The following is a 25,007-nucleotide window of genomic DNA, read 5'->3' as shown; positions in this document are numbered from 1 at the left end:
CCGCTGCCGGGCTGCGATTAGGTGCTCGGGTTCGACGGTGAGATCGTCGGCAGGCCGGCGGACGCCACCCGGCGGAGGCGCGACGCGACGGCGGCCCGCCTTCGGGCCCGGGTTTCCGATCCCGGGATGCCGGTGGCCCTGCGGTGTCCGGTAGCTCGCGTGTTCCTCGGGTGATTCAAGAATGTAATCAAGTTCGTAGCGGCCGAGCGCCGTGGGCCCGGACGCCGCGGCGGCCGGTTCCGAGGCGAGCTCCGCGTCGTCGCCATGCGGTGCCATGCGGTGCGGTGAGGTGCGCAGGACGGTTACCGCCCGGCGGGCGGCCTCGGGTCGCTGTCGGCCGGACCGATCGCCCGCCGACCCCGGCCGACCGCCCCGCTGCGCTGACCGGCGGCAGGACGAGAGCCGCCCGACCGGCCGGACCGGCCGGCCGGAGCCGGTGCGGGGACGGACTCCATGGCCCGCTGGACGGCCCGGTAGATCTGGCCGAAGCGCAGCGCGTCGCCGGTGGCGAGCAGTCGGACCGGCTCACCGCGCCAGCGGGCCCACATCTCCAGCTGCCGGCTGCCCCGGGCGTACGAGCGGTCGAGGTGCTCGAAGAGGAAGTCGGCGAGCGGGCCGACCCCGAGCCCGATCAGCACCGACGCCCCGACGATGGCGACCGTGACGGTGGGGGAGCGGTGCAGCAGCACCGCCAGGGCGACCCCGAGCAGCGCGGCGACCAGTGGACCGGCGAGCGCGGCGGCGAGCGCGCCCCGACCGGCGAGCACCCGCCAGGACCGGCTGCCGCGCCGGTGCCACACCATGCCGATCTCGTCGAGCGGGAAGGCCCGCCCGTCGACCCGGACGGCGGTGGAGGTGACCTGCACCGACCTGTCGTCGTAATACGTGATCATGGCCTGACTCCCGGTGGCGGGGCGGACACCAGCCTACTTACCCCAACGACCCGGGTCGTAAGGTTGGCACGCGACTTCGACGAGGAAGTGAGGGCAGCGTGGGCGAGTTCGTCAGGCTGGAAACCAAGGACGGCATCGGCACCATCCGGCTGGAGCGGCCGCCGATGAACGCGCTCAACACCCAGGTGCAGGAGGAGTTGCGCGCCGCCGCGACCGCCGCCACCGCCGACCCGCAGGTCCGCGCGGTCATCGTGTACGGCGGGGAGAAGGTCTTCGCCGCCGGCGCGGACATCAAGGAGATGGCCGACATGTCCTACGTGGACATGGCGGAGCGCGCCGCCGACCTGTCCAGCGCGCTCGGTGCGATCGCCCGGATCCCCAAGCCGGTGGTCGCCGCGATCACCGGGTACGCCCTCGGCGGCGGCTGCGAGCTGGCGCTCGCCTGCGACTGGCGGATCGTGGCCGAGGACGCCAAGCTCGGCCAGCCGGAGATCAAGCTCGGCATCATCCCCGGCGCCGGCGGCACCCAGCGGCTGGCTCGCCTGGTCGGCCCGGCCCGCGCCAAGGACCTGATCATGTCCGGCCGGATGGTCGACGCGCAGGAGGCGCTGCGGATCGGCCTGGCCGACCGCGTGGTTCCCGCCGCCGAGGTCTACGACGCCGCCGTCGCGCTGGTCCAGCCCTACCTGACCGGCCCGGTCCAGGCGCTGCGGGCGGCGAAGCTGGCCGTGGACGGCGGCCTGGACATGGACCTGAACTCCGGCCTCGCCTGGGAGAGTCAGCTCTTCGCGGCGCTCTTCGCCACCGACGACCGGCGCGAGGGCATGGCCGCGTTCGTGGCGAAGCGCAAGCCCGACTTCACCGGCCGCTGATCCGGCCGCTGCGCCGACCCCGGGTCGGCGGCGCTCACCCGCCGCCGACCCGAGAGTGGTTCACATCCCGTCTACCGGCCAGTAGCGTGTGACACCGGTCAGGCGACGAAGGGGAGCGGCGATGACGGAACGGGTCGAGGGCCACGGCGGAGAGCTGGCGCTGGCGGCGCTGCGCGCGCACGGCGTACGGGAGATGTTCACCCTCTCCGGCGGGCACGTCTTCCCGCTCTACGACGCCGCGCACCGGACCGGCTTCCCGATCTACGACGTGCGGCACGAGCAGTCGGCGGTCTTCGCCGCCGAGGCGGTCGCCAAGCTCCAGCGCCGCCCCGGCCTGGCCGTGCTCACCGCCGGCCCCGGCGTCACCAACGGCGTCTCCGGACTGACCAGCGCCTTCTTCAACGCCTCCCCGGTGCTGGTGCTCGGCGGTCGCGCCCCGCAGTTCCGCTGGGGCTCCGGCAGCCTCCAGGAGATGGACCACCTGCCGCTGGTCGCCCCGGTCACCAAGCACGCCGAGACGGTGTTCAGCGCCGACGACATCCCGCGTGCCGTCACCGCCGCCCTGACCGCCGCGCTCACCCCGCACCGCGGCCCGGCGTTCCTCGACTTTCCGCTGGAGGCGGTCTTCTCCGTCGGGGACGCGGAACTGCCGGCGGCATCGCCGATCGCGCCGATCGAGGCCGACCCGGACGAGGTCGCCCGGGCCGCCGGCCTGATCGCGGGCGCGAGCCGGCCGGTGATCATCGCCGGTTCCGACGTGTACGCCGCCGACGCGGTCGACGCCCTCCGGGCCGCCGCCGAGGCGTTGCAGGTGCCGGTCTTCACCAACGGTATGGGCCGCGGCGCGCTGCCGCCCAGCCATCCGCTCGCCTTCGCCAAGGCCCGCCGGGTCGCGCTCTCCGGCGCCGACCTGGTCGTGGTCGTCGGCACCCCACTGGACTTCCGGCTCGGCTTCGGCGACTTCGGCGACGCGCAGGTGGTGCACGTCGTGGACGCGCCCAGCCAGCGCGCCGGGCACGTGCAGCCCGCTGCCGCGCCCGCCGGCGACCTGCGACTCGTCCTCACCGCGTTCGCCGAGCACCCCGGCGACCGGGCCGACCACGCCGACTGGATCGCCCAGCTGCGGGTCGCCGAGGACGCCGCGAAGGCCCGCGACGGCGAGGCGATGGCCGCCGACACCGACCCGATCCGCCCGGCCCGGGTCTACGGCGAACTGCGCAAGGTCCTCGCCCCCGACGCCATCACCATCGGCGACGGCGGCGACTTCGTCTCGTACGCCGGGAAGTACCTGGAGCCTTCGCAGCCCGGCACCTGGCTCGACCCCGGCCCGTACGGCTGCCTCGGCACCGGTCTGGGCTATGCCATGGGGGCCCGGGTCAGCCACCCCGACCGGCAGATCTGCGTGCTGATGGGCGACGGCGCCGCCGGCTTCAGCCTGATGGACGTCGAGTCGCTGGCCCGGCAGCGGCTCCCCGTCGTGATCGTGGTCGGCAACAACGGCATCTGGGGGCTGGAGAAGCACCCGATGCGCGCCATGTACGGCTACGACGTGGCCGCCGACCTCCAGCCCGGCCTGCGCTACGACAAGGTCGTCGAGGCGCTCGGCGGCGCGGGGGAGACGGTGGAGAAGGCCGCCGACCTCGGTCCCGCCCTGGCCCGCGCCTTCGACGCCGGCGTGCCGTACCTGGTCAACGTGCTGACCGATCCCGCCGACGCGTACCCCCGGTCGTCCAACCTGGCCTGACCACGGACCTCCGACCGCCGTCGCCGGGTGACCGGCGACGGCGGTCGCGGCTTTTCTGTCCCCGGCTAAATCAGCGGAATGTCGGCGGCCGGCACCGTAACGTCAGACCCCTCGTTCATCGTTGGGCCACCAGCGACACAGACGGGAGTTTCGATGACGTACGCGATCCGCGCCGAGGGACTGGTCCGCCGCTTCGGCGCGACCACCGCCCTCGCCGGAGTCGACCTGGCCGTCCCCACCGGGACGGTGTTCGGTCTGCTCGGCCCGAACGGAGCGGGCAAGACCACCGCGGTGCGGGTGCTGGCCACCCTGCTCGCCGCCGACGAGGGGCACGCCACCGTCGGCGGGTACGACGTCCGCCGCGACGCCCACCGGGTGCGCCAGCTGATCGGCCTGACCGGTCAGTACGCCTCGGTCGACGAGACGCTCACCGGCACCGAGAACCTGCTGCTGATCGGCCGCCTGCTGGGGTTGAGCCGGGGCGACGCCCGGGCCCGGGCCCGGCAGCTGCTCGCCGACTTCCAGCTCACCGACGCCGCCGACCGGGCGGCCAAGACCTATTCGGGCGGCATGCGTCGCCGCCTCGACCTCGCCGCCAGCCTGGTCGGCCGGCCGCAGGTGCTCTTCCTCGATGAGCCGACCACCGGGCTGGACCCGCGCAGCCGCAACGAGCTGTGGGACATCGTCCGGGGCCTCGTCACCGACGGGGTGACCGTGCTGCTGACCACGCAGTACCTGGAGGAGGCCGACCAGCTCGCCGGCGAGATCGCGGTCGTCGACCACGGCCGGGTGATCGCCCAGGGCACCCCGGAGCAGCTGAAGACGCGCACCGGCGGCCAGGTCCTCGCCGTCCGCCCCACCGACCCGGCCGACCTGCCCACCGTCGTGGCGATCGCCGGCGAGGTCACCGGCGCGACCCCCGAGGTCGCCCAGACCACCGTCTCGGTGCCGGTCACCGACCCGGGTGTGCTGCCCGCCGTGGTCCGTCGGCTGGAGGCCGCCGAGGTCACCGTCGCGGAGCTGGCCCTGCGTGGCTCCAGCCTGGACGAGGTCTTCCTCTCGCTGACCGGTCACCGGGCCGAGCAGGAGAGCCGCGCCGATACCGACCTGGAGAGGATCCCGGCATGACCGCCGTCACCGTCGCCGCCCCGCTGGCCTCGGCCCGCCGGCCGGGCCTCGCCGCCGGGGTGCGGCACACCCTCACCCTGGCCTGGCGCAGCCTGGTGCAGATCAAGCACAACCCGATGGAGCTGCTCGACCTGAGCATCCAGCCGGTGATGTTCGTGCTGCTCTTCACGTACGTCTTCGGTGGCGCGATCTCGGGCAGCCCCGGCGACTACCTGAAGTTCGCGCTGCCCGGCATCATCGTGCAGAACGCCTTCTTCGCCACCATGACCACCGGGTTCGGGCTGAACAACGACCTGACCAAGGGGGTCTTCGACCGGTTGCAGGCGCTGCCGATCGCCCGCTGGGCGCCGCTGGCCGGCCGGATCCTCGCCGACACGGTCAAGCAGGCCTGGTCGGTGTCGCTGCTGATCGGCGTGGGCGCGATCCTCGGCTTCCGGCTGGGCAACGGGCCGGTCGGTCTGCTGGGCGCGTTCGCGCTGCTGCTGGCCTTCTCGTTGGCCTTCTCGTGGCTCTCGGTGCTGGTCGGGGTGCTGGTCAGCGAGCCGGAGAAGGTGCAGATCTTCGGCTTCATGGTGATCTTCCCGCTCACCTTCACCAGCAACGCCTTCGTCCCGACCGACACCATGCCGTCCTGGCTCCAGCGGTGGGTCGAGGTCAACCCGGTGACCATCCTGGCCGACGCGCTGCGCGGCATGCTGATCGGCGGTCCGGTGGCCGGGCCGACCGTCAGGTCGCTGCTCTGGGCCGCGGTCATCCTCGCCGTCTTCGCCCCGCTGGCGGTACGCGGCCTCCGACGTCGGGTGTGAGCGGGTTCAGACCTCCGGCCGGTCCTGCTCGCCGTCCCGGCGGCGCAGCTCGTCCTCGCGGCGGCGCAGGTCCTCCTCCCAGCGGCTGAAGAGTTCCCGGTCCTGCTGCCGGGACCGCTCGGCGAGAGAGCTGAGGAATTCGGGGTCGTCGTCCGGGGCGACCTGGCGGCGGCGGTCGGGCTCGGCGAAACCGTTCCCGACCGGCCGGGCGGTGCGCGGGCGGTCGCCGGCCGGCTCCCGGCCGGCGACGAACCAGGCGATCGACCCGACCAGCGGGAAGATCAGGATGATCAGCACCCAGGCGATCCGGGGCAGCGCCCGGATCTGGCCCTCCTCGGCGGAGAGGCAGCTGATCAGGGCGCAGATGCCGAGCACGACCTCGGCCAGGAAGAGAAGCCCGTACAGGCGAACCATGCCGGACATCATGGACCACCGGGGCGGTCCGGCGCAGCCCGCGGCCGACCGGTCGCCGCGTCCGGCTCGGCACCGGCCGGTCCGGTCAGCGTGCCCGGACCAGCACCGGCCGGTCCGGTCAGGGCGTGCGGACCAGCACCACCAGCACCCCGAGCAGGGCCATCCCGGCGGCGGCCAGCGCGGTCAGCGGGAAGGACCAGCGCCGGACCCGGCGTGCCCCGGCGCCGGTGGCCCGGTGCCAGTCCGCGACGAGCACGCCGAGCCAGGTCAGCACGCTCGCCCCGGCCAGCAGCGCGCCCGTCGTGGAGCCGGTGGCGGCGAGCCGGACCAGGAGGGCGGCGACGACGGTGAACGACAGCAGGGTGCGCCGCCAGGCCAGCCGGGTGCGCTGCGGCTGGAGCCCCGGGTCGCCGGTCACCCGATCGCCCGGGCCAGCACGGCGGCGATCAGGAGCAGCGCGCCGAGCGCCACGGCGAGGGCCAGCACCGCGGGGAAGCGGGAGGCGGGCAGCTCCTCGCCGAGCCGGATGGCCCGTTCGGTCCGCGCCCAGTGGTCCACGGCGCGCACCGCGACCGCGCCGCCGAGCAGCAGCAGCGCGACGGCGATCACCTCGCGCAGGTGGGCCAACGGCAACGGCGGCAGGAACTGGGCGGCGGCCAGCCCGCCGGCGATGAACGCCAGGCCGGTGCGCAGCCAGGCGAGGAAGGTCCGCTCGTTGGCCAGCGAGAAGCGGTAGTCGGGGGTGGTGCCCACCGACCGCAGCTCGCGCGGGTCGAACCACCGCCTGATCGCCTCCCACACATCGTCGATTATCCGCTTTGCCCGCTGCCTAGCCTGGAGGGATGACCGATCTTGACGCGCGTACGTTGCGGGACGCCTATGACAGCCAGATCCGCCCGGAGATCCCGGACCCGCTGCCGGCGGGCGTGACCGTCGAGCGGGACGGCCCGCTGGTCCGGATCCTCGGCCTCGACCAGCGCGGTTTCCTCACGTACCGCACGTTGGACGGGCTGGCCGGGGCGGAGCTGGACGCGCTGATCGCCCGGCAGGTGGAGTTCTTCCGGGGGCGTGGCGAGGCGGTGGAGTGGAAGCTCAACGGCCACGACGAGCCCGCCGACCTGGCCGACCGGCTGCGCGCCGCCGGGTTCGTCCCGGAGGACGAGGAGACCGTGGTGGTCGGCCCGGTCGCGGCCCTGGCCGGCGCCGTCCCGACCCCGCCCGACGGGGTACGCCTGCGCGAGGTGACCACCCGGGAGGACCTGGAGCGGATCGCCGCGATGGAGGAGGAGGTCTGGCACGACGACCGGAGTCACCTGGTCACCGGGCTGGCGAAGGAGATCGCGGCCGACCCGCAGTCGATCACGGTGGTGGTGGCCGAGGCCGGGGAGACGGTGGTCAGCGCCGGCTGGATCCGATACATCGCCGGCACCGGCTTCGCCACCCTCTGGGGCGGCTTGACGCTGCCGCAGTGGCGGCGCCGGGGCGTCTACCGGGCGCTGGTGGCGTACCGGGCGCGGCTGGCCGAGCAGCGCGGGAAGACGTTGCTCCAGGTGGACTGCTCACCGGACAGCCGGCCGATCCTGGAGCGGCTCGGGCTCGTAGCGGTCACCACGACCACCCCGTACGTCTACACTCCGTGATCATGGAGCCGTTGACGGCGGAGGAGCAGTTGACCCTGAAGACGGGGGCGTTCGGCGCCGTCTTCCTGGTCTCGAACGCCGACCCCGGGATGTTGGCCATGGTGCGGGAGAGCATCGCCGCCTCCGGCGCCCTCGACGCGGCCAGCGGGGTGGTGAAGCAGGCGCTCACCACCGGTCCGCTGCCGCAGCTGTCGCGGGACTCCGCGCTGGAGATCGAGTCGGTGGTGCTGGCGGCGCTGGGGCGGGCGGTGGAGATCCTGCGGGCGAAGTCCCCGGCCGACCTCGACGCGTACCGGTCGGTGGTGCTGGCCGCCGCGGACCGGGTGGCCGAGGTGCACCGGGGGGTGGTGCCGGCGGAGGCGGCGGTCATCGAGCGGATCAGGTCCGCGCTGGCCGAGCCGGCGTGACCTGGCCGGGGGACCAGAGCGCCCGCACGTTGGCCCGTACGCACCGGTCGCGGATCCGACCGCAGGCGCACCGGTAGGTGTCCGGCAGCATCCGTCGACAGGCCTGGCGGGCGGCGTCCACACCGCGCGCCGTCCGTCCGGCCGGCGAGCGGTCGCTGATTTCCGACATGTGCGTAACCTCCCGAATTGGGAGTTTACCCCGCGCGGCAGGCGGCGGTGAGCTGTGTCACCCTGAGGCTCCGGGGAGGCAATGCTACTTGCGGGTAACATTGCGCCGTGGGCAACTGCACAGCAGCCCGCGGTTGACCGACCGTTAAGTCACGCGGGAGGCTGCGCCCGAGACCGGGCGAGTGATCGCAACACCAACAGGAGGGTCGTCGAAGCGCGATGAACATCGTCGTACTCGTCAAGCAGGTGCCCGATTCGGGCGCGGACCGCAACCTGCGTTCTGACGACAACACCGTCGACCGCGGTTCGGCGAACAACGTCATCAACGAGATGGACGAGTACGCCATCGAAGAGGCGTTGAAGATCAAGGAAGCGCACGGTGGCGAGGTCACCATCCTGACCATGGGTCCGGACCGGGCGACCGAGTCGATCCGCAAGGCGCTCTCCATGGGCCCCGACAAGGCCGTGCACGTGGTGGACGACGCCCTGCACGGATCCTGCGCCGTGGCCACCTCGAAGGTGCTCGCCGCCGCGCTCGGTCAGCTGGGTGCCGACCTGGTGATCTGCGGCGCCGAGTCGACCGACGGCCGGGTCCAGGTCATGCCGCACATGATCGCCGAGCGGCTGGGCGTCGCCGCCCTCACCGGCGCGCGCAAGCTCACCGTCGACGGCGGCACGCTGACCGTCGAGCGGCAGACCGAGGAGGGCTACGAGGTGGTCACCGCCTCGACCCCCGCCGTGGTCTCCGTCTGGGACACCATCAACGAGCCGCGCTACCCGTCCTTCAAGGGCATCATGGCCGCCAAGAAGAAGCCGGTGCAGACCCTCTCCCTGGGTGACCTCGGTGTCGCCCCGGCCGAGGTGGGCTTCGACGGCGCGACCAGCGCCGTGCTGGAGCACACCAAGCGTCCGCCGCGCTCCGGCGGCGCCAAGATCACTGACGAGGGCGAGGGCGGCGTCAAGCTGGTCGAGTTCCTCGCCACCGAGAAGTTCGTGTGAGAGGTCTGAACCATGTCTGAGGTTCTCGTCGTCGTCGAAGCCACCAAGGAATTCGGCGTCAAGAAGGTCACCCTGGAGATGCTCACCCTCGCCCGCGAGCTGGGCACCCCCAGCGCGGTGGTGCTCGGTGGCACCGGTGCCGCCGAGGCGCTGAGCGCCAAGCTGGGCGAGTACGGCGCGGAGAAGATCTACGCCGCCGAGGGTGACGAGATCGACGGCTACCTGGTGGCCCCCAAGGCCACCGTGCTGGCCGAGCTGGTCACGCGGGTGCAGCCCGCCGCCGTGCTGCTCGCCTCCGCCCAGGAGGGCAAGGAGATCGCCGCCCGGCTGGCCGTCAAGCTGGACAACGGCATCTTGACCGACGTGGTCGGCCTGGACGCCGACGGCACCGCGACCCAGGTCGCCTTCGCCGGCTCCACCATCGTCAAGTCCAAGGTCACCAAGGGCCTGCCGCTGGTCACCGTCCGGCCCAACTCGGTCAACCCGACCCCGGCGCCGGCCACCCCGGCCGTCGAGCAGCTCACCGTCGCCGTCACCGACGCCGACAAGCTGGCCAAGGTCGTCGAGCGGGTCGCCGAGCAGAAGGGCTCCCGCCCGGAGCTCACCGAGGCCGGCATCGTCGTCTCCGGTGGTCGCGGCGTCGGCAACGCCGACAACTTCAAGCTGGTCGAGGAGCTGGCCGACCTGCTCGGCGGCGCCGTCGGCGCGTCCCGCGCGGCCGTCGACTCCGGCTACTACCCGCACCAGTTCCAGGTGGGCCAGACCGGCAAGACGGTCTCCCCGCAGCTCTACGTCGCGCTGGGCATCTCCGGCGCGATCCAGCACCGGGCCGGCATGCAGACCTCGAAGACGATCGTCGCCGTGAACAAGGACGGCGAGGCCCCGATCTTCGAGCTGGCCGACTTCGGCGTGGTCGGCGACCTGTTCAAGATCGTCCCGCAGGCCGCCGACGAGATCCGCAAGCGCAAGTGACCCACCCGGTCGGGGCGCCGCCGTCGGCGACGCCCCGACCGGACCTGCCAGATACACGGAAAGAGTGGCCATTCCGCATGGGATGGCCACTCTTTCCGTGTATCTGCGTGCCGGTTCCCTTCCCGGTGCGGTGGGAAGGGAGCTGATCGGCGGGCCGGGGAGCTGAGCCGGCCCGCCGATCAGCCCGTCAGGGTGCCCCTCAGCAGACTGTCGCCGGAGTGGGCGGGCTTGTTGTCGTACTGCTCGGCGGAGACGTCGACGACCGTGAACCTGCGGAGATCCACGTTCGATGGTATCGGCAGAAGTTCGTCTCCCGAGTCCTTGCTCAGCGTACCGACCGAGAACATCTTCATCGTCGTCGGATCGATCAGCCAGACCTCGTAGTACCCCGGAACCTTCGGGAGATTCGCGACGTGCAGGTGCAACTGGTTGTCGCCCAGCACCCGCGCGTCCCCGTTGGCGTCCTTCGGCGTCGACCCGTACGCCGACAGCGGCGCGCTGGCCAGCACCGCCGGCGCCGGAGCGGGCTGGTCGACGTCGGTCGACCGCAGCACGGCGGCCGTGCCGACCACACCGATCGCGGCGGCGGCCGCGGCGGTGACCGCGGTGACCGCCCAGCGCGACCAGCGGCCCGGCCGCCGGGGACGTACCGGGGTGACCGCCGGAGCCGACGCGCCCTCCGCGGCGGCCGGGGCCTGCGGTCCCCGCCGCTCGCTCAGCGACGGCAGCTCCTCGGCGGCCCGGATCTCGGCCATGATGCCCTGCCAGACGTGGTCCGGCGGCTCGGGCAGGTCGCCGAGACCCTGGGTCTCCGCGCCGATCCCGGCCACATGCTGAAGGCTCTCCAGCTCCGTCCGGCAGTGGTCGCAGCCCTCGAGGTGGGCGGCCTCACCGTCCTCCGCCCCGCTCTCACCGAGCGCCAGAAAGACCAGCCGGTCGTGATCCAGGTGCTGCACCGTCCACCTCCCATCTGCGTTTCAGGCTCGCCATGCCGCGTCGGATGTGGCTCTTGACCGTCCCGAGCGGCACTCCGGTCACGGTCGATATCTGCTGGTGTGTCAGGTCGTCGTAGAAGGCCAGCTCCAGCATCCGGCGCTGGTCGTCGGGGAGCCGGGCCAGCTCGTCGGCGACCACCAGCCGGTCGACCACGGTGTCCGGGTCGGGGCCGGTGGAGACCGGCTCGGGCAGCTGCTTGACCGTCTCGACCACCCGGGTCTCCCGGGCCGCCGCGCGGAGCCGGTCGATCACCTTGCGCCGACCGATGCCGAGCAGCCAGCCGATCAGTGACCCCTTGGCCGGGTCGAAGGTGTCCCGCCCCAGCCAGGCGGCGACGAACGTCGCCTGGGTCACGTCCTCCGCGTCGCTGCGGTTGGCCAGCGTGCTGGTGGCCAGGTGGAGCACCGCCCGGCCGAAGCGGTCGTACGCCTCCCGCAGGGCGAACTCGTCGCCCGCGCGGAACCGCTCCGCCAGGTCGTCCGGGGGTGGAGGCTCAGGTTCCTGTCGTACCGCCGTCACCGGGCGGTTCGCCTTCCGTGGGGCATGCCCGACTGTAACTCCCACAGCCTCCGCCCCACTTTCCCGGTGCCTCCGTGTCCCAGCCGTCTCACCTGTTCTTCGTCGCCGAGGGCCGGTCCGGATGCGTCCGGGGCGAAGAAAAAGAAATTGGATCCGGCTGCATCCGGGGGTCCGGACGGTGGCGTATCCCGTTCTGCAAGCCAGGCCTGACGAATCAGCATCAACCAGCAGGAGGCAGACAATGCAGCTTTCGATCTTCCGTCGGGTCGCCGCGGGCGGCGCGGTGGCCGCCCTGACCTTCGCCGGCGTCGGCGCGGCCACCATGAGCCCCGCGTACGCCGCCTCGTCCAAGGTCTCCGTCGTGCACGGCATCCCGGACACCCCCGTCGACGTCTACGTCAACGGCAAGAAGACGCTGGACAACTTCAAGCCGGGCGACGTGGCGGGCCCGCTGAGCCTGCCGGCCGGTGACTACGACATCGCGCTGACCAAGCCGGGCGAGGCCGTCGACAAGGCCATCCTCAAGGTGGACGACGCCAAGGTGCCCGGTGGCGCCAACATCAGCCTCGCCGCCCACCTCAGCGCCGACGGCAAGCCGGAGATCACCCCGTTCGTCAACGACACCTCGAAGGTGGGCGCGGGCAAGGCCCGGCTGATCGTCCGGCACACCGCCGCCGCCCCGGCGGTCGACGTACGCGCCGGTGGCAAGCCCGTCTTCGAGGGCCTGACCAACCCCAAGGAGGCCAAGGCGGACGTCGACGCGGGCACCGTGAAGGCCGACGTGGTGCTGGCCGGCACGGACACCGTGGCGATCGGCCCGGCCGACCTCAACCTCAAGGAGGGCACCGCCACGATCGTCTACGCGATCGGTTCCGCCGAGGGCAAGAACCTCAAGCTGGTCGCCCAGACCATCACCGGTCTGCACTCCGCTCCGGGCGGCGTGCCCAGCGGCACCGGCGGCCAGGCCGGCACCGGCGTGGACACCTGGTGGTACGTGCTCGCCGGGGCCGGCGTGCTCCTGCTGGTCGGCGGCGGGGCGCGGGTGGCCACCGCCCGGACCGGCCGCAAGTGACGGTGCGCAACCGCGGGGCGCTGGCGGCCATGGCCGCCGGCGTCGCCGCGCTCACCGTCGCCGGCGTGGTGGCGTGCGGGTCGCAGCCGGCGGAGAACGTCGGCTCCGACGAGGCGGCGGCGCTGGCCGGCACCACGCCGAGCGCCGCCCCGACGACCACGGCCGCCGGTGGCGCGTCGGTGCCGGTGAGCGCCGGCACCCTCCCGGCCGACGGGAAGACCGTGCCGCCGGTGAAGCTCGCCATCCCGCCGATCGGCGTGGTCGCCTCCGTCAACCCGGTCGGCGTCAACCGGCGTACCGGCGAGTTCGAGGTGCCGCCGAGCGTCGACCAGGTCGGCTGGTACCGCTACGGGCCGGGGCTGGAGACCACGGGCGGCTCGGTGGTGATCGCCGGGCACGTCGACAGCGCCGAGCAGGGCAAGGGGGCGTTCTTCCGGCTCCGCGAGCTGGACCAGGGCGACACCCTCACGGTCACCGGTGCGGACGGCAGGCAGCGGGGATACCGGGTGGTGGCCCGGGAGGAGTACACGAAGACGAAGATCCCGCTGGACCGGTACTTCGCCCGGGACGGCGAACCCCGGCTGACGCTGATCACCTGCGGCGGCCCGTTCGACCCGAAGACGCGGCACTACCGGGACAACATCGTCGTCACGGCGGTGCCCGCCTGATGCGTACGGGACGGGGCCGGGGCGGAGCGGGTGCACGCTCCGCCACGGCCCCCGTCCCGGCGGGACCTCCGGCGTCCGACGGGTCCACGGCTGGTCGTTACGCTGAATGGTGATGGCATACCTGGATCACGCGGCGACCACTCCCATGCTCGACGAGGCACTGGAGGCGTACGTCGCCACCGCCCGCGAGGTCGGCAACGCGTCGTCGTTGCACGCCGCGGGCCGTCGCGCCCGCCGCCGGGTGGAGGAGTCCCGTGAGCGGGTCGCCGCCGTCCTCGGCGCCCGCCCGTCCGAAGTGATCTTCACGGGTGGTGGCACGGAGAGTGACAACCTCGCGGTGAAGGGCATCTTCTGGGCCCGCCGGGCGACCCGCGCCGACCGGATCCGGGTGGTCTCCAGCGCGGTCGAGCACCACGCCGTCCTCGACGCGGTGGACTGGCTCGCCGGGCACGAGGGCGCCGAGGTGGGCTGGCTGCCGGTGGACGCGACCGGCCGGCTCGACCCGGACCGGCTCCGCGCCGAGCTGGCCGCGCACGCCGACCGGGTCGCCGTGGTCACCGCGATGTGGGCGAACAACGAGGTCGGCACGGTGCAGCCGGTTGCCGAGCTGGCCGCCGTCGCCGCCGAGCACGGCGTGCCGTTCCACACCGACGCGGTGCAGGCGGTCGGTCAGGTGCCGGTCGACTTCGCCGCCAGCGGCGTCGCCGCGCTCACCGTCACCGGGCACAAGCTCGGCGGCCCGACCGGGGTCGGCGCGCTGCTGCTCGCCCGGGAGACCGCCGCCACCCCGCTGCTGCACGGCGGCGGCCAGGAGCGCGACGTGCGCTCCGGCACCCTGGACACCGCCGGCATCGTCGCCTTCGCGGTCGCCGTCGAGGCCGCGGTGAAGGGCCAGCAGGAGTACGCGGCCCGCGTCGCCGCCCTCCGCGACGAACTGGTCGAGCGGGTCCGGCAGGCGGTGCCCGAGGTGATCTTCAACGGCCATCCGACCGACCGGCTCCCCGGCAACGCGCACTTCTCCTTCCCCGGCTGCGAGGGCGACGCGCTGCTGCTCCTGCTCGACGCCCAGGGCATCGCCTGCTCCACCGGCTCGGCCTGCTCCGCCGGGGTGGCCCAGCCGAGCCACGTACTGCTCGCGATGGGCGCCGACCACGACCGGGCCCGGTCCTCGCTGCGGTTCACCCTCGGCCACACCAGCGCCCGCGCCGACGTCGACGCCCTCATCGCCGCGCTCCCGGGCGCCGTCGAACGGGCCCGCCGCGCCGCCGCCCTCCGCACGCCCCGCTGACCCGGCTACGCTCGGTGGGATGAAGGGAGTGGGCTGGTGAGGGTTCTGGCGGCGATGTCGGGCGGGGTGGACTCCGCCGTGGCGGCGGCGCGTGCGGTGGAGGCCGGGCACGACGTGACCGGGGTGCACCTCGCGCTGGCCCGCAACCCGCAGACCTACCGGACCGGGGCGCGCGGCTGCTGCACCCTGGAGGACTCCCGGGACGCCCGCCGGGCCGCCGACGTGATCGGCATCCCGTTCTACGTCTGGGACATGGCCGAGCGTTTCCACGAGGACGTGGTGGACGACTTCGTCGCCGAGTACGCGGCCGGTCGTACCCCTAATCCCTGCCTGCGCTGCAACGAGAAGATCAAGTTCGCCGCGGTGCTGGACCGGGCCGTGGCCCTGGGCTTCGACGCGGTGGTCACCGGCCACCACGCCCGGCTGGGCGCCGACGGGCTGCTGCGGCGCAGCGTCGACGAGGCCAAGGACCAGTCGTACGTCCTCGCGGTGCTGACCCGCGCGCAGCTCGACCGGTCGGTCTTCCCGCTGGGTGACTCCACCAAGGCGCAGGTCCGCGAGGAGGCCGCCCGGCGCGGTCTCGCCGTGGCCGACAAGCCCGACTCGCACGACATCTGCTTCATCGCCGACGGCGACACCCGCGGCTTCCTCGCCCAGCGGCTCGGCGAGGCCCCCGGCGACGTGGTCGACGCACTCACCGGCGCGGTGGTCGGCAGCCACAGCGGCGCGTACGCCTACACCGTCGGCCAGCGGCGCGGCCTGCACCTGGACCGGCCCGCCCCGGACGGCCGCCCCCGTTACGTGCTCTCCATCACGCCGAAGACCAACACGGTGACCGTCGGCCCCGCCGAGGCGCTGGAGGTGTCGCAGGTACGCGCCACCCGCCCGGTCTGGACCGGCGGCGAGCGGCCCGACGCGCCGATCGAGTGCGAGGTGCAGCTCCGGGCGCACGGCGACGTGGTGCCCGCCACCGTGGCGGTGGACGCCGACGGGCTGCACGCCGAGCTGCGCCGCCCGGTGCGCGGCGTCGCCGCCGGTCAGGCGATCGTCGCCTACCGCCCCGACCCGGCCGGTGACGTGGTCCTCGGCTCGGCCACCATCGCCGGCTGAGCACTTCACCCTCACCTCCACGCCCCCGCCCACGCCCCCGCCCACGCCCACGCCCGTGCCCGCGTCCCGGGCCCGCCGTGGGCCGGTTCGGTTCGAGCACCAGGTCGGCGCTGCGCGTCTGCCGGTCTGCCGGTTTGCCGGTCTGCCGGTCTGCCGGTTTGCCGGTCTGCCGGTCTGCCGGTCTGCCCGTGCTGGTGCACCCGGTGGGTTTCCTGGCTCTCGGGTCGCGGTGCGGTGCCGCTCGGCAGAAGGTGTGCCGGGTGCTTCCGGACGCTACGAACTTGATTACATGAATGAATCACCGTCGAGGTGGACGGAGAGAACCTCTGGGCGCGCTGCCCGACCTCGCCCCGACCAACGGTGGTGCCGCCCTGCGGAGTCGTCGTGAGGCGTCACCGATCCATTTGTGTAATCAAGTTCGTAGCGTGCCGTGACCATGCTGCCCGAAGCGGCCGGGCCTGCCGGGCAGACCTGTCGCCTCGGTCGACCAGCCTGTACGTAGTGGCCGGGGATGACGGCCGGGCGCGACCGGCGCTCGGGCTGGTGGGGCGGGCATGGCGGCCGGGCGCGACCGGCGCTCGGGCTCATGGGGCGGTCGGGTGCGGCCGGCGGCCGGGCCGGTCGGTCGGGCGTGGCGGACCGACCGGGTCCGCCGGGCGGGGCGTCCGGGCGAGCGGGCGTGGCGCGGCGGATAGTCTTCGGCCGTGACTGAACAGGCGTGGCCATGGCCGGCCGGGGCGGCGACCGGTGTCGGTTCGCTTCCCGGCACCGACATCGCCGAGGCGCAGCGGGTGGTGCTCGGTGAGCTGCCCGCCCTGCCGCACCTGCCCGAACTGCCCGACCGTGGCCCGGGCGCGGACCTGATCGGGCGCACCGGCGGCCTGCTGGTCGAACTGCCGGTCGAGCTGTACGCGGCCCGCTGGCGGATCGCCCCGCGCCCGGGGCGGGACCTGCGCCGGGCCCGTGACCTGATGGAGCGCGACCTGGACCAGCTCGCCGAGCAGGCCGAGGGGTACACCGGGCCGGTCAAGGTCCAGGCGGCCGGCCCGTTCACCCTCGCCGCCTCGCTGGAGCTGCCGATCGGTGGCCGGCTGCTGCGCGACCCCGGCGCGGTCCGGGACCTCACCGGCTCGCTGGCCGAGGGGCTGCGCGGCCACGTCGCGGCGGTGTCCCGGCGGCTGCCCGGGGCGTCCGTGCTGCTCCAGCTCGACGAGCCGTCCCTGCCGGCGGTGCTGGCCGGCCGGGTGCCCACCGAGAGCGGCTTCGGCACCCACCGGCCGGTGGAGCCCGAGGTGGCCCGCGCGCTGCTGCGAACCGTGATCGACGCCGCCGGGGTGCCGACCCTGGTGCACTGCTGCGCCCCCGACGTGCCGCTGGAGCTGATCCGCTCGGCCGGGGCGGTCGGTGTCGCGCTGGACCTCGGCCTGATCACCGACCTGGACCCGCTGGGCGAGGCCGTCGACGCCGGGTTCGGGCTGCTGGCCGGCGCCGCGCCGGCGCTGCCGCCGTCGAGCGGTCGCGCCCCGACCTCGGCCCAGGTCGCCGACCGGGTACGCACCCTCTGGGACCGCCTCGGCTTCCCCCGCCGCCGCCTCGCCGAGCAGGTGGTGGTCACCCCGGCCTGCGGTCTGGCCGGCGCCACCCCGGCGTACGCCCGCGCGGTGCTGGCCGCCTGTCGCGACGCCGGTCGGCGACTCGTCGAGGAGTGACGTTTTCCGTCGTACCCGTGGGGCACGGTGTAGCCATGGTGGGACAGCTGCGTTCAGTGGTGATCGACTGCCCGGACCCGCGCGCCCTGGCCGGCTTCTACGCCGAGCTGCTGGGCCTGCCGGTGGCCGAGAGCGAGTCCGACGGCGACGACTGGGTGGTGCTCGGCGGGCCGCCCGGGCACCAACCGCGGATCGCGTTCCAGAAGGCGCCGGACCTGCGACCCCCGGCCTGGCCCGATCCGGAGCGGCCGCAGCAGTTCCACCTCGACGTCACCGTCGACGACATCGAGACCGCGGAGCGGGCGGCGCTGGCCCTGGGTGCCCGGCGACTGCCCGGCCAGGGCGAGGGCTGGCGGGTCTACGCCGACCCGTCCGGCCACCCGTTCTGCCTCTGCTGGGACTGACCAGGGCGGACAGCGCTTGCCGGCAGGGTGCATGATCGCCACCGTGATCGACTCTCCGCCGCGCCGCGCCGCCGGCTCGCTCTTCGGCCTCGCCTACGGTGACGCCCTGGGCAAGCCCACCGAGTTCCTCACCGTCGCCGAGATCGTCCGTCGGTACGGCCCGACCGGTCCCCGGGAACTGGTCGGCGACCCGGCCCTGGTCACCGACGACACCCAGATGGCCCTCGCCGTGGCGTGGGCGCTGCACGACGCGCCCGCGTACTCGCCGGAGGCGGTCGAGCCGTTGCTGCGGCAGCGCTTCGTCGCCTGGTCGGTCAGCCCGGACAACAACCGCGCACCCGGCATGACCTGCCTGCGGGCCTGCGCCGAGCTGGCGCTGGGCACCCGGTGGCAGGCGGCCACCGTGGCCGGCTCGAAGGGCTGCGGCGCGAACATGCGGGTCACCCCGGTCGGGCTGCTCGACGTCGACCTGGACACCCTGGCCGGGTTGGCGCAGCTCCAGGCCGGGCTGACCCACGGTCACCCGACCGGCCTGGCGGCCAGCGAGCTGACCGCGTACGCCGTCCGGCTGCTGCGCGACGGCGCGGCACCGGCGGAGCTGCCCGGCCTGCTCACGGCCCGGGCCCACGAGCAGCGCGGGGTCTACCGGGGCGACTGGCTCGGTGACCTCTGGCAGCGTCCGGGGGTGTCGACGCCGGCGGAGTTCATCGCCCGGGGCTGGGACGAGTGCCTGCACGCCCTCGGCCGGCTCGACGCCGCGCTTCACCGTGGCGACGACGGCGGTGACCCGTGCCGGCACACCGGGGAGGGGTGGATCGCCGAGGAGGCGCTGGCGACGGCGCTGCTCTGCGTACTGCGGCACCCCGACGACCCGGTCGGGGCGCTGGCCCGGGGCGCCACCACCGCCGGCGACTCCGACTCCATCGCCGCGCTCGCGGGCGCCTTCGTCGGCGCGGCCCACGGCATGGCCGCCTGGCCCGCCGGATGGGCCGCCCGCATCGAGTACGCCGACCAGCTCACCGCCCTCGCGGGGGCGGCCGACTGACCCGCCCCCGCGAGGGCGCTCAGCCGGCCAGGTGGGGGAGCTTGCGGAGCTGACGCCAGAGGGTGGGGTCGCAGGTGCCGGCGCGGTCGGCGAAGGCAGCCGCGGCGACGTGGATCGGCTCGCTGACGTCGAGGAAGCTGTCGTGGTCGGCGTCGGCGTCCCAGCTCCGGGTGGGGATCCGGACGTGGTCGTCCCGGTCGGACTTGTCCTGGCTGGTGATCTTCAGGACCTCCGCGCCCCGGTCGTCGGCGCGCAGCACCAGGCAGGGGCGCACCTTCGAGCCGGTGCCGTCGGCGTACGGCACGTCGGCCCACCAGATCTCGCCGGGTTGCGGTGTGCCGGCCGGCCGTCGGTCCGCCCCGCGGGGGCGGGGCGGGGCGGTGGTGCTCCGCCCGCCGGGGCGGGTGCCGGAGCGTCCCGGGCGGGTGCCGCCGCGACCGGGGCGGGTTCCCGGGCCCCGATCGCGGGTGCCGTCGCGGGATCCGGAGCGACGGTCGGCCACCCGGCGGCGCCACTCGCTCCACAGCCAGCCGGCCGCGACGGCGGCCACCACCGCCACCGCCCAGAGCACCCAGTCCGGCATCCGTACCCCTGCCTCTCGCCCGTGGCGGGCACCTGTCGCCGCCGTGCGGCGATCGTCGCACGGCCCCGGCCGGTCCGCCCGGTGGCGCGGCGGGCACCCGGCGTGCCTGCTCAAGGCGGGTGCCCGGACGGCTGTCCCACCCGACCGCTACGGTGCGGGGGTAGCACGATCACGGGAGGTCGACAGCGGTGTCCGAAGGCGGCAGGGTGTCCGAAGAAGCGGTTCCCCAGCAGGTCAGCCCCGCGCAGGAGGCGGCGGCGGGTGCCGAGCCGACCCCGGAGGCGCGGGAGCGGCACGCCACGCTGAGCCAGGAGCTCACCGAACACCAGTACCGCTACTACGTCCTCGACGCGCCGACCGTCTCCGACGCCGAGTTCGACACGCAGCTGCGTGAGCTGGCCGCGCTGGAGGCGGAGTTCCCCGCGCTGCGCACCCCCGACTCGCCGACGCAGCGGGTCGGCGGCACCTTCTCCACCGACTTCACCCCGGTCGCGCACGCCGAGCGGATGCTGTCGCTCGACAACGCCTTCGCCGACGAGGAGCTGGCCGCCTGGGCCGAGCGGGTCGAGCGGGACGCCGGCGGTCCGGTGCCCTACCTGTGCGAGCTGAAGGTCGACGGCCTGGCCATCAACCTGACGTACGAGAAGGGTCGGCTGGTCCGGGCGGCCACCCGGGGCGACGGGCGCACCGGTGAGGACGTCACCGCCAACGTCCGCAGCATCCGCGACGTCCCGGCCCGGTTGACCCCGTCGGCCGACTTCCCCGACCTGCCCGAGCTGCTGGAGGTCCGGGGCGAGATCTACTTCCCGGTCGCCGGCTTCGCCGACCTCAACGCCAGCCTGGTCGAGCAGGGCAAGGCCCCGTTCGCCAACCCGCGCAACGCCGCCGCGGGGAGCCTCCGGCAGAAGGACCCGCGGATCACCGCGTCCCGGCCACTGCGCCTGGTGGTGCACGGCATCGGTGCCCGCAAGGGCTTCCAGCCGGCGGCGCAGTCCGAGTCGTACGCGGCGCTCAAGGCGTGGGGGCTGCCGACCAGCGACCGGGTCCGGGTGGTGCCCGACCTGGCCGGCGTCGCGGAATACATCGCCTACTACGGCAAGCACCGGCACGACGTCGAGCACGAGATCGACGGTGTGGTGGTCAAGGTCGACCCGGTCTCCATCCAGGGCCGCCTCGGCTCGACCAGCCGCGCCCCGCGCTGGGCGATCGCCTTCAAATATCCGCCCGAGGAGGTGACCACCCGGCTGCTCGACATCGACGTCAACGTCGGGCGGACCGGCCGGGTCACCCCGTTCGCGGTGCTGGAGCCGGTCCGGGTGGCCGGGTCCACGGTCGCCCTCGCCACCCTGCACAACGCCCGCGAGGTCGAGCGCAAGGGGGTGCTGATCGGCGACACGGTGGTGCTGCGCAAGGCCGGCGACGTGATCCCCGAGGTGCTCGGTCCGGTGGTCGACCTGCGCCCCGCCGACGCCCGGCCGTTCGTCATGCCCACCACCTGCCCGGCCTGCGGCACCCCGCTCGCGCCGGCCAAGGAGGGCGACATCGACATCCGCTGCCCCAACGCGCGCGGCTGCCCCGGGCAGATCCGCGAACGGGTCTACCACCTGGCGAGCCGCAAGGTGCTCGACATCGAGGTGCTCGGCGAGAAGGGCGCCGCGGCGCTGCTGGACGCGCAGATCATCACGAACGAGGGCGACCTGTTCCAGCTCGACGCCGACCAGCTCACCGCCGCGCCGTTCTTCGTCAACAAGGACGGCACCCTCGGCAGCAACGCCACCAAGCTGCTGGAGAGCCTGGCCGTGGCGAAGGAACGCGACCTGTGGCGGGTCATCGTCGCGCTCTCCATCCGGCACGTCGGGCCGACCGCGGCGCAGGCTCTCGCCCGGCACTTCCGTTCGATCGAGGCGATCGACGCGGCCGGCGAGGAGGAACTCTCCTCCGTGGACGGTGTCGGCCCGACGATCGCCGCGAGCATCAAGGAGTGGTTCGCCGTCGACTGGCACCGCGAGGTGGTGCGCAAGTGGGCCGAGGCGGGCGTACGGATGGCGGAGGAGGCGGTCGACGAGGGGCCGCGTCCGCTGGAGGGGCTGACCCTGGTGGTGACCGGGACGCTGGCCGGGTTCAGCCGCGACCAGGCGTCCGAGGCGATCCAGGGGCAGGGCGGCAAGGTCAGCGGTTCCGTCTCCAAGAAGACCAGCTTCGTGGTGGTGGGGGAGAACCCCGGCTCCAAGGCCGACAAGGCGGCCACCCTCAAGGTGCCGGTGCTCGACGAGGACGGGTTCCGGGTGCTGCTGGAGTCCGGCCCGGACGCGGCCCGCGAGGTGGCCCGCGTCGAGGGCTGACCCGCGGTGTGGCTCCCGGGCGGGCGTGACGGCGTATACCAACTTAATTACGACTACGACCGATTCGTGACTGTCGTGTCGGGGAAACCGGCACCGAGGGCGTTTCATTGGTGCACGGCGTGTCACCGGTGCACGCCAGGGCCGTCCCGGGAGGTGCGATGGAGGCCGCCGATCCGCGAAACTCCGTCCCACCCGGACGGGTGGCGCCCTTCTTCGGCTTCATCGCGGCCGTCGCCGTACTGGCCGTCGGTGTCTCGGTCGGGCCGCTGGCCGGGCTGCCCGCCCGGCTGCCCGAGCTGCCGGCCGCGTTCTGGACCATGGCGGCGCTCGCCGTGGCCTGCGACGCGCGCCCGTTCGTCCCGCCCGGCCGGCGGCAGACCTCCGCGGTCTTCCCGTCGACCTGCTTCACCTTCGCCATCCTGCTCGGCTGGGGCCTCGGCCCGGCCGTGGCGGTGCAGGCGGTGGCGGTGGCGGTGTCCGGCTGGCGGATGGGATACGCCCCGTGGCGCACCGGCTTCAACGCCGCCCAGTACGCCTGCGCGCTCGGCGCCGCGTACGTCTTCACCCGGCTCGGCCCGGGCGGCCTCCACGACGGTGGCCGGCTGCACTGGACGGACGTGGCGGCGGTCGGCGGCGCGACCGCCGCCTGGTTCGCGGTCAACTACGGGCTGGTGACCACGGCCGTCCGACTGCGCTTCGGCGACCGCTGGTGGCCGAGCCTGCGTCACGGGCTGGTCTACGAGCTGCTCTCCACCGGTTCGCTGCTGCTGCTCGCCCCGGTGCTGGTGGCCGCCGCCCGGGCCAGCGCCGCCCTGATCCCGCTGGTGCTGGTGCCGCTCTTCGCCGTCTACCGGATGGCCCGGCTCTCCACCGAGCACGAGCAGCTCGCCGCGCTGGACCCGCTCACCGGGCTGCCCAACCGCAAGGCGCTGCTGGCCGAGGTGGCCGAGCAGGTGCACCTGCACGCCGAGCGGGGCGCCCGCGGCGAGCCGGACGGTCACCTGGCGCTGCTGCTGCTCGACCTGGACCGGTTCAAGCACGTCAACGACGCCCTCGGGCACGCGGTGGGGGACCGGCTGCTGGTGGAGGTGAGCGCCCGGCTCAGCGAGGCGGCCGGGGGCGGTGACCTGGTCGCCCGGCTGGGCGGCGACGAGTTCGCCATCCTGGTGCCCCGGCTGACCGGCACCGAGCAGGCCCGGGAGGTGGCCGGGCGGGTGGTCGCCGCGCTCGCCGAGCCGGTCTGCCTGGACGGGCTGCCGCTGGACGTGGGCGGCTCGATCGGCATCGCGCTCTATCCCGAGCACGGCGAGGACTTCGCCACCCTGATGCGCCACGCCGACGTGGCGATGTACGACGCCAAGCACCGCAACGACACCGTCGCCGTGTACGCCGCCGAGTCGGACCACAATTCGGCCGAGCGGTTGAGTCTCCTGGCCGACCTGCGGCGCGTACTCGAAGCGGGGCCGGTCGACCGCGCCGGTGACGCCTCGGGCCGACCGGCCGGGCGGCGGGGTGGGGACGGCGCGGCCCTGACGCCGACGGGCGGGCTGGCCGACGGTGCCGCCGCCGTCGACCACGGGGTGGTGGTGCCCGTCGACGACCTCGGTGCCGCCGGTGACGCGCCCGGCCGGTGGCGGTGGCGCCGCCGACGGGACCGGGTGGAGCTGCGGCACGACGACGAGCTGATCAACCGGATCGTCACCGGGGCCGACCCGATCCGCCGCCGCGCCGGCCGGGCGGTCACCAACGGCGTCCACCCCGCCGACCTGTCGGGGGGTCAGGACGCGTCGGCGTGGGCCGGAACCACCGCCCCGCCGCCCGCCCCGGGCACCGGCCCGGCCGGTCAGCCGGGTGCCGGCAGCCCGGCCGTCCCGGTCGACGGTGTCGGTGGCCCGGCCCGGGACGGCGGCGACGACCCGGGCGAGATCACCATGTACTACCAGCCGCAGATCGCCATCGCCACCGGCGAGGTCGTCGGCGTGGAGGCCCTGCTGCGCTGGCGGCACCCCCGGCGGGGGATGGTCGACCCGGGGGAACTGATCCAGGTCGCCGAGCAGAGCGCGGTGATGCGGCTGCTCACCCGGCGGGTGGTGGACGACGTGATCGACCAGCTCGCCGCGTGGTCGGCGGCCGGGATCACCCTGCGGGCCGCGCTCAACGTCAGCGTCCGTGACCTGCACACCGGTGAGGTCGCCGACCAGATCGCCGACCGCCTCTCCCGGTCCGGCGTCCGTCCCGAGCGGCTCCAGGTGGAGATCACCGAGGGGGCGTTGATGGCCGACCCCCGCCGGGTGCTGGCGACCATCTCCCAGCTGCACCGGATCGGCGTCGGCATCGCGTTGGACGACTTCGGCACCGGCTACTCGTCGTTGCAGCACCTGCGCCGGCTGCCGCTGTCGGAGATGAAGGTGGACCGGTCGTTCGTGCTGGGGATGGCCGACGACCCGGACGACGCGGCGATCGTCCGGTCGATGATCGAGTTGGCCGGGGCGCTCGGGCTGCGGGTGGTCGCCGAGGGCGTGGAGGACGAGCGGACCTGGCGGCTGCTCCACGCGGCCGGCTGCGACGTGGCGCAGGGCTGGTTCCACGCCCGCCCCATGCCCGCCGACGAGCTGGTCGCCTGGCTGGCCCGCTACCGGCCGGTGCGGCCGGGCGGACCGGGCGTGCAGGTCCCGCGCCGCCCCGGCCGGTGACCGCGACGCCGGTCGGTGTCGGCGGCGGAGGGGGAGTCGGAGCGATGGGGACGACCGCAGGACAATAGACTCGCTCCGGTCACCGCGCGTCATCACTCGGACGGCGCGGCCGGCACACGCAGACGCAGGACAGCCACGAAGGGGGCACCCGATGGCCGCCATCTCCCGCGAGGAGGTCGCGCACCTGGCGCGACTGTCGCGGCTCGCCGTCACGGAGGAGGAGTTGGACACCTTCGCCGGCCAGCTCGACGTGATCCTCCAGTCGGTCGCCCAGGTCGGTGAGGTCGCCGCGGCGGACATCCCGCCGACCTCGCACTCCGTGCCGCTGACGAACGTCCTGCGGGACGACGTCGTGGTGCCGGGCCTGACCCCGCAGGAGGCGCTGTCCGGTGCGCCCGACGCCGACCAGCAGCGGTTCCGCGTCCCGCGGATCCTGGACGAGGATGTGGCCTCATGAGCGAGCGCAGCGAGCGAATCATCGAACTCAGCCTGTTGGTGCCTCATGGCGGCACGGAGCGAAGCGGAGTGCCGGCAT

General features: G+C 74.0%; 25 protein-coding genes. 18 read left to right on the top strand and 7 right to left on the bottom strand.

All coding sequences use genetic code 11. The features are described from left to right. Positions 1 to 302: 302 nt before the first annotated feature. A complete protein-coding gene (locus tag ABUL08_RS17260; protein WP_350930937.1) occupies positions 303 to 893 on the bottom strand; it encodes a DUF6232 family protein in 591 nt (196 codons plus the stop codon). 98 nt (positions 894 to 991) lie between these two features. Here ABUL08_RS17260 and ABUL08_RS17255 point away from each other — a divergent pair, with 98 nt between their 5' ends. From ABUL08_RS17255 to ABUL08_RS17240, 4 genes are all read left to right on the top strand, one after another. Then, entirely contained in the window at positions 992 to 1,765 is a 774-nt protein-coding gene (locus ABUL08_RS17255) for an enoyl-CoA hydratase-related protein (RefSeq protein WP_350930936.1), read from the top strand. Between the two features lie 121 nt (positions 1,766 to 1,886). Continuing rightward, entirely contained in the window at positions 1,887 to 3,509 is a 1,623-nt protein-coding gene (locus tag ABUL08_RS17250) for an acetolactate synthase (protein WP_350930935.1), read from the top strand. 153 nt (positions 3,510 to 3,662) lie between these two features. Continuing rightward, positions 3,663 to 4,637: an ATP-binding cassette domain-containing protein gene (locus ABUL08_RS17245; protein WP_350930934.1), complete on the top strand. Its 975-nt coding sequence runs from the start codon at positions 3,663 to 3,665 to the stop codon at positions 4,635 to 4,637. Then, complete coding sequence (locus ABUL08_RS17240; RefSeq protein WP_350930933.1) at positions 4,634 to 5,443, top strand: ABC transporter permease; 810 nt, start codon at positions 4,634 to 4,636, stop codon at positions 5,441 to 5,443. Before ABUL08_RS17245 ends, ABUL08_RS17240 begins: the two co-directional genes overlap by 4 nt. A 6-nt stretch (positions 5,444 to 5,449) precedes the next feature. On the opposite strand, the gene ABUL08_RS17235 is transcribed toward ABUL08_RS17240, so the two are convergent. From ABUL08_RS17235 to ABUL08_RS17225, 3 genes are all read right to left on the bottom strand, one after another. Further along, a complete protein-coding gene (locus ABUL08_RS17235) occupies positions 5,450 to 5,857 on the bottom strand; it encodes a PLD nuclease N-terminal domain-containing protein (protein ID WP_242797459.1) in 408 nt (135 codons plus the stop codon). A gap of 118 nt (positions 5,858 to 5,975) precedes the next feature. Next, entirely contained in the window at positions 5,976 to 6,275 is a 300-nt protein-coding gene (locus ABUL08_RS17230) for a DUF202 domain-containing protein (RefSeq protein WP_350930932.1), read from the bottom strand. Continuing rightward, positions 6,272 to 6,658: a YidH family protein gene (locus tag ABUL08_RS17225; RefSeq protein ID WP_350930931.1), complete on the bottom strand. Its 387-nt coding sequence runs from the start codon at positions 6,656 to 6,658 to the stop codon at positions 6,272 to 6,274. The genes ABUL08_RS17230 and ABUL08_RS17225 overlap by 4 nt, the downstream gene beginning before the upstream one ends. Before the next feature lie 41 nt (positions 6,659 to 6,699). On the opposite strand from ABUL08_RS17225, the gene ABUL08_RS17220 reads away from it, so the two are divergent. From ABUL08_RS17220 to ABUL08_RS17205, 4 genes are all read left to right on the top strand, one after another. Then, positions 6,700 to 7,497, top strand: a complete 798-nt coding sequence (locus ABUL08_RS17220; RefSeq protein ID WP_350930930.1) for a GNAT family N-acetyltransferase — start codon at positions 6,700 to 6,702, stop codon at positions 7,495 to 7,497. Between the two features lie 2 nt (positions 7,498 to 7,499). After that, positions 7,500 to 7,904 carry a hypothetical protein gene (locus ABUL08_RS17215; RefSeq protein WP_350930929.1) on the top strand — a complete coding sequence of 135 codons (405 nt, stop codon included), beginning with the start codon at positions 7,500 to 7,502 and terminating at the stop codon, positions 7,902 to 7,904. A 387-nt stretch (positions 7,905 to 8,291) separates the two neighbouring features. Further along, a complete protein-coding gene (locus ABUL08_RS17210) occupies positions 8,292 to 9,071 on the top strand; it encodes an electron transfer flavoprotein subunit beta/FixA family protein (protein ID WP_350930928.1) in 780 nt (259 codons plus the stop codon). A gap of 12 nt (positions 9,072 to 9,083) precedes the next feature. Beyond that, positions 9,084 to 10,043, top strand: coding sequence for an electron transfer flavoprotein subunit alpha/FixB family protein (locus ABUL08_RS17205; protein WP_350930927.1), 960 nt, complete (start codon positions 9,084 to 9,086; stop codon positions 10,041 to 10,043). A gap of 179 nt (positions 10,044 to 10,222) precedes the next feature. Here ABUL08_RS17205 and ABUL08_RS17200 read toward each other — a convergent pair whose 3' ends face one another. Together ABUL08_RS17200 and ABUL08_RS17195 are read right to left on the bottom strand one after the other, a co-directional pair. Next, complete coding sequence (locus ABUL08_RS17200; RefSeq protein ID WP_350930926.1) at positions 10,223 to 10,999, bottom strand: anti-sigma factor; 777 nt, start codon at positions 10,997 to 10,999, stop codon at positions 10,223 to 10,225. After that, positions 10,953 to 11,558 carry an RNA polymerase sigma factor gene (locus ABUL08_RS17195; protein ID WP_350930925.1) on the bottom strand — a complete coding sequence of 202 codons (606 nt, stop codon included), beginning with the start codon at positions 11,556 to 11,558 and terminating at the stop codon, positions 10,953 to 10,955. The genes ABUL08_RS17200 and ABUL08_RS17195 overlap by 47 nt, the downstream gene beginning before the upstream one ends. 241 nt (positions 11,559 to 11,799) lie before the next feature. On the opposite strand from ABUL08_RS17195, the gene ABUL08_RS17190 reads away from it, so the two are divergent. The 7 genes from ABUL08_RS17190 (at position 11,800) to ABUL08_RS17160 (ending at position 18,854) form a co-directional block, all read left to right on the top strand. After that, positions 11,800 to 12,630 (top strand): DUF4397 domain-containing protein, encoded by an 831-nt coding sequence (locus ABUL08_RS17190; RefSeq protein WP_350930924.1) that lies wholly within the window; start codon positions 11,800 to 11,802, stop codon positions 12,628 to 12,630. Then, positions 12,627 to 13,298: a class F sortase gene (locus tag ABUL08_RS17185; RefSeq protein ID WP_350930923.1), complete on the top strand. Its 672-nt coding sequence runs from the start codon at positions 12,627 to 12,629 to the stop codon at positions 13,296 to 13,298. The genes ABUL08_RS17190 and ABUL08_RS17185 overlap by 4 nt, the downstream gene beginning before the upstream one ends. Positions 13,299 to 13,410: 112 nt before the next feature. Then, on the top strand, positions 13,411 to 14,586 hold the full coding sequence (locus ABUL08_RS17180; protein WP_350930922.1) for a cysteine desulfurase family protein: 1,176 nt from the start codon (positions 13,411 to 13,413) through the stop codon (positions 14,584 to 14,586). Positions 14,587 to 14,622: 36 nt separating this feature from the next. Next, on the top strand, positions 14,623 to 15,696 hold the full coding sequence (gene mnmA, locus ABUL08_RS17175; RefSeq protein ID WP_350930921.1) for a tRNA 2-thiouridine(34) synthase MnmA: 1,074 nt from the start codon (positions 14,623 to 14,625) through the stop codon (positions 15,694 to 15,696). Positions 15,697 to 16,400: 704 nt separating this feature from the next. Continuing rightward, the gene (locus tag ABUL08_RS17170) at positions 16,401 to 17,405 is read left to right on the top strand and encodes a methionine synthase (RefSeq protein WP_350930920.1); all 1,005 of its coding nucleotides are present in this window, start codon (positions 16,401 to 16,403) and stop codon (positions 17,403 to 17,405) included. A gap of 35 nt (positions 17,406 to 17,440) precedes the next feature. After that, a complete protein-coding gene (locus tag ABUL08_RS17165; RefSeq protein ID WP_350930919.1) occupies positions 17,441 to 17,809 on the top strand; it encodes a VOC family protein in 369 nt (122 codons plus the stop codon). A 31-nt stretch (positions 17,810 to 17,840) separates the two neighbouring features. Continuing rightward, positions 17,841 to 18,854, top strand: a complete 1,014-nt coding sequence (locus ABUL08_RS17160) for an ADP-ribosylglycohydrolase family protein (protein WP_350930918.1) — start codon at positions 17,841 to 17,843, stop codon at positions 18,852 to 18,854. 19 nt (positions 18,855 to 18,873) lie between these two features. On the opposite strand, the gene ABUL08_RS17155 is transcribed toward ABUL08_RS17160, so the two are convergent. After that, positions 18,874 to 19,437 carry a type II toxin-antitoxin system PemK/MazF family toxin gene (locus ABUL08_RS17155; RefSeq protein ID WP_350930917.1) on the bottom strand — a complete coding sequence of 188 codons (564 nt, stop codon included), beginning with the start codon at positions 19,435 to 19,437 and terminating at the stop codon, positions 18,874 to 18,876. Between the two features lie 206 nt (positions 19,438 to 19,643). Between ABUL08_RS17155 and ligA the strand changes: the two genes are divergently transcribed. The 3 genes from ligA (at position 19,644) to gatC (ending at position 24,929) form a co-directional block, all read left to right on the top strand. Beyond that, on the top strand, positions 19,644 to 21,779 hold the full coding sequence (gene ligA, locus ABUL08_RS17150; RefSeq protein ID WP_350930916.1) for an NAD-dependent DNA ligase LigA: 2,136 nt from the start codon (positions 19,644 to 19,646) through the stop codon (positions 21,777 to 21,779). Positions 21,780 to 21,937: 158 nt separating this feature from the next. Beyond that, entirely contained in the window at positions 21,938 to 24,472 is a 2,535-nt protein-coding gene (locus ABUL08_RS17145) for a putative bifunctional diguanylate cyclase/phosphodiesterase (RefSeq protein ID WP_350930915.1), read from the top strand. A gap of 151 nt (positions 24,473 to 24,623) precedes the next feature. Further along, entirely contained in the window at positions 24,624 to 24,929 is a 306-nt protein-coding gene (gene gatC / locus ABUL08_RS17140) for an Asp-tRNA(Asn)/Glu-tRNA(Gln) amidotransferase subunit GatC (protein WP_242797490.1), read from the top strand. Positions 24,930 to 25,007 lie beyond the last annotated feature (78 nt).

The sequence above is a fragment of the Micromonospora sp. CCTCC AA 2012012 genome (genome assembly GCF_040499845.1).
Taxonomy (GTDB): Bacteria; Actinomycetota; Actinomycetes; order Mycobacteriales; family Micromonosporaceae; genus Micromonospora; species Micromonospora mangrovi.
This window is presented reverse-complemented; position numbering and strand designations above follow the sequence as displayed.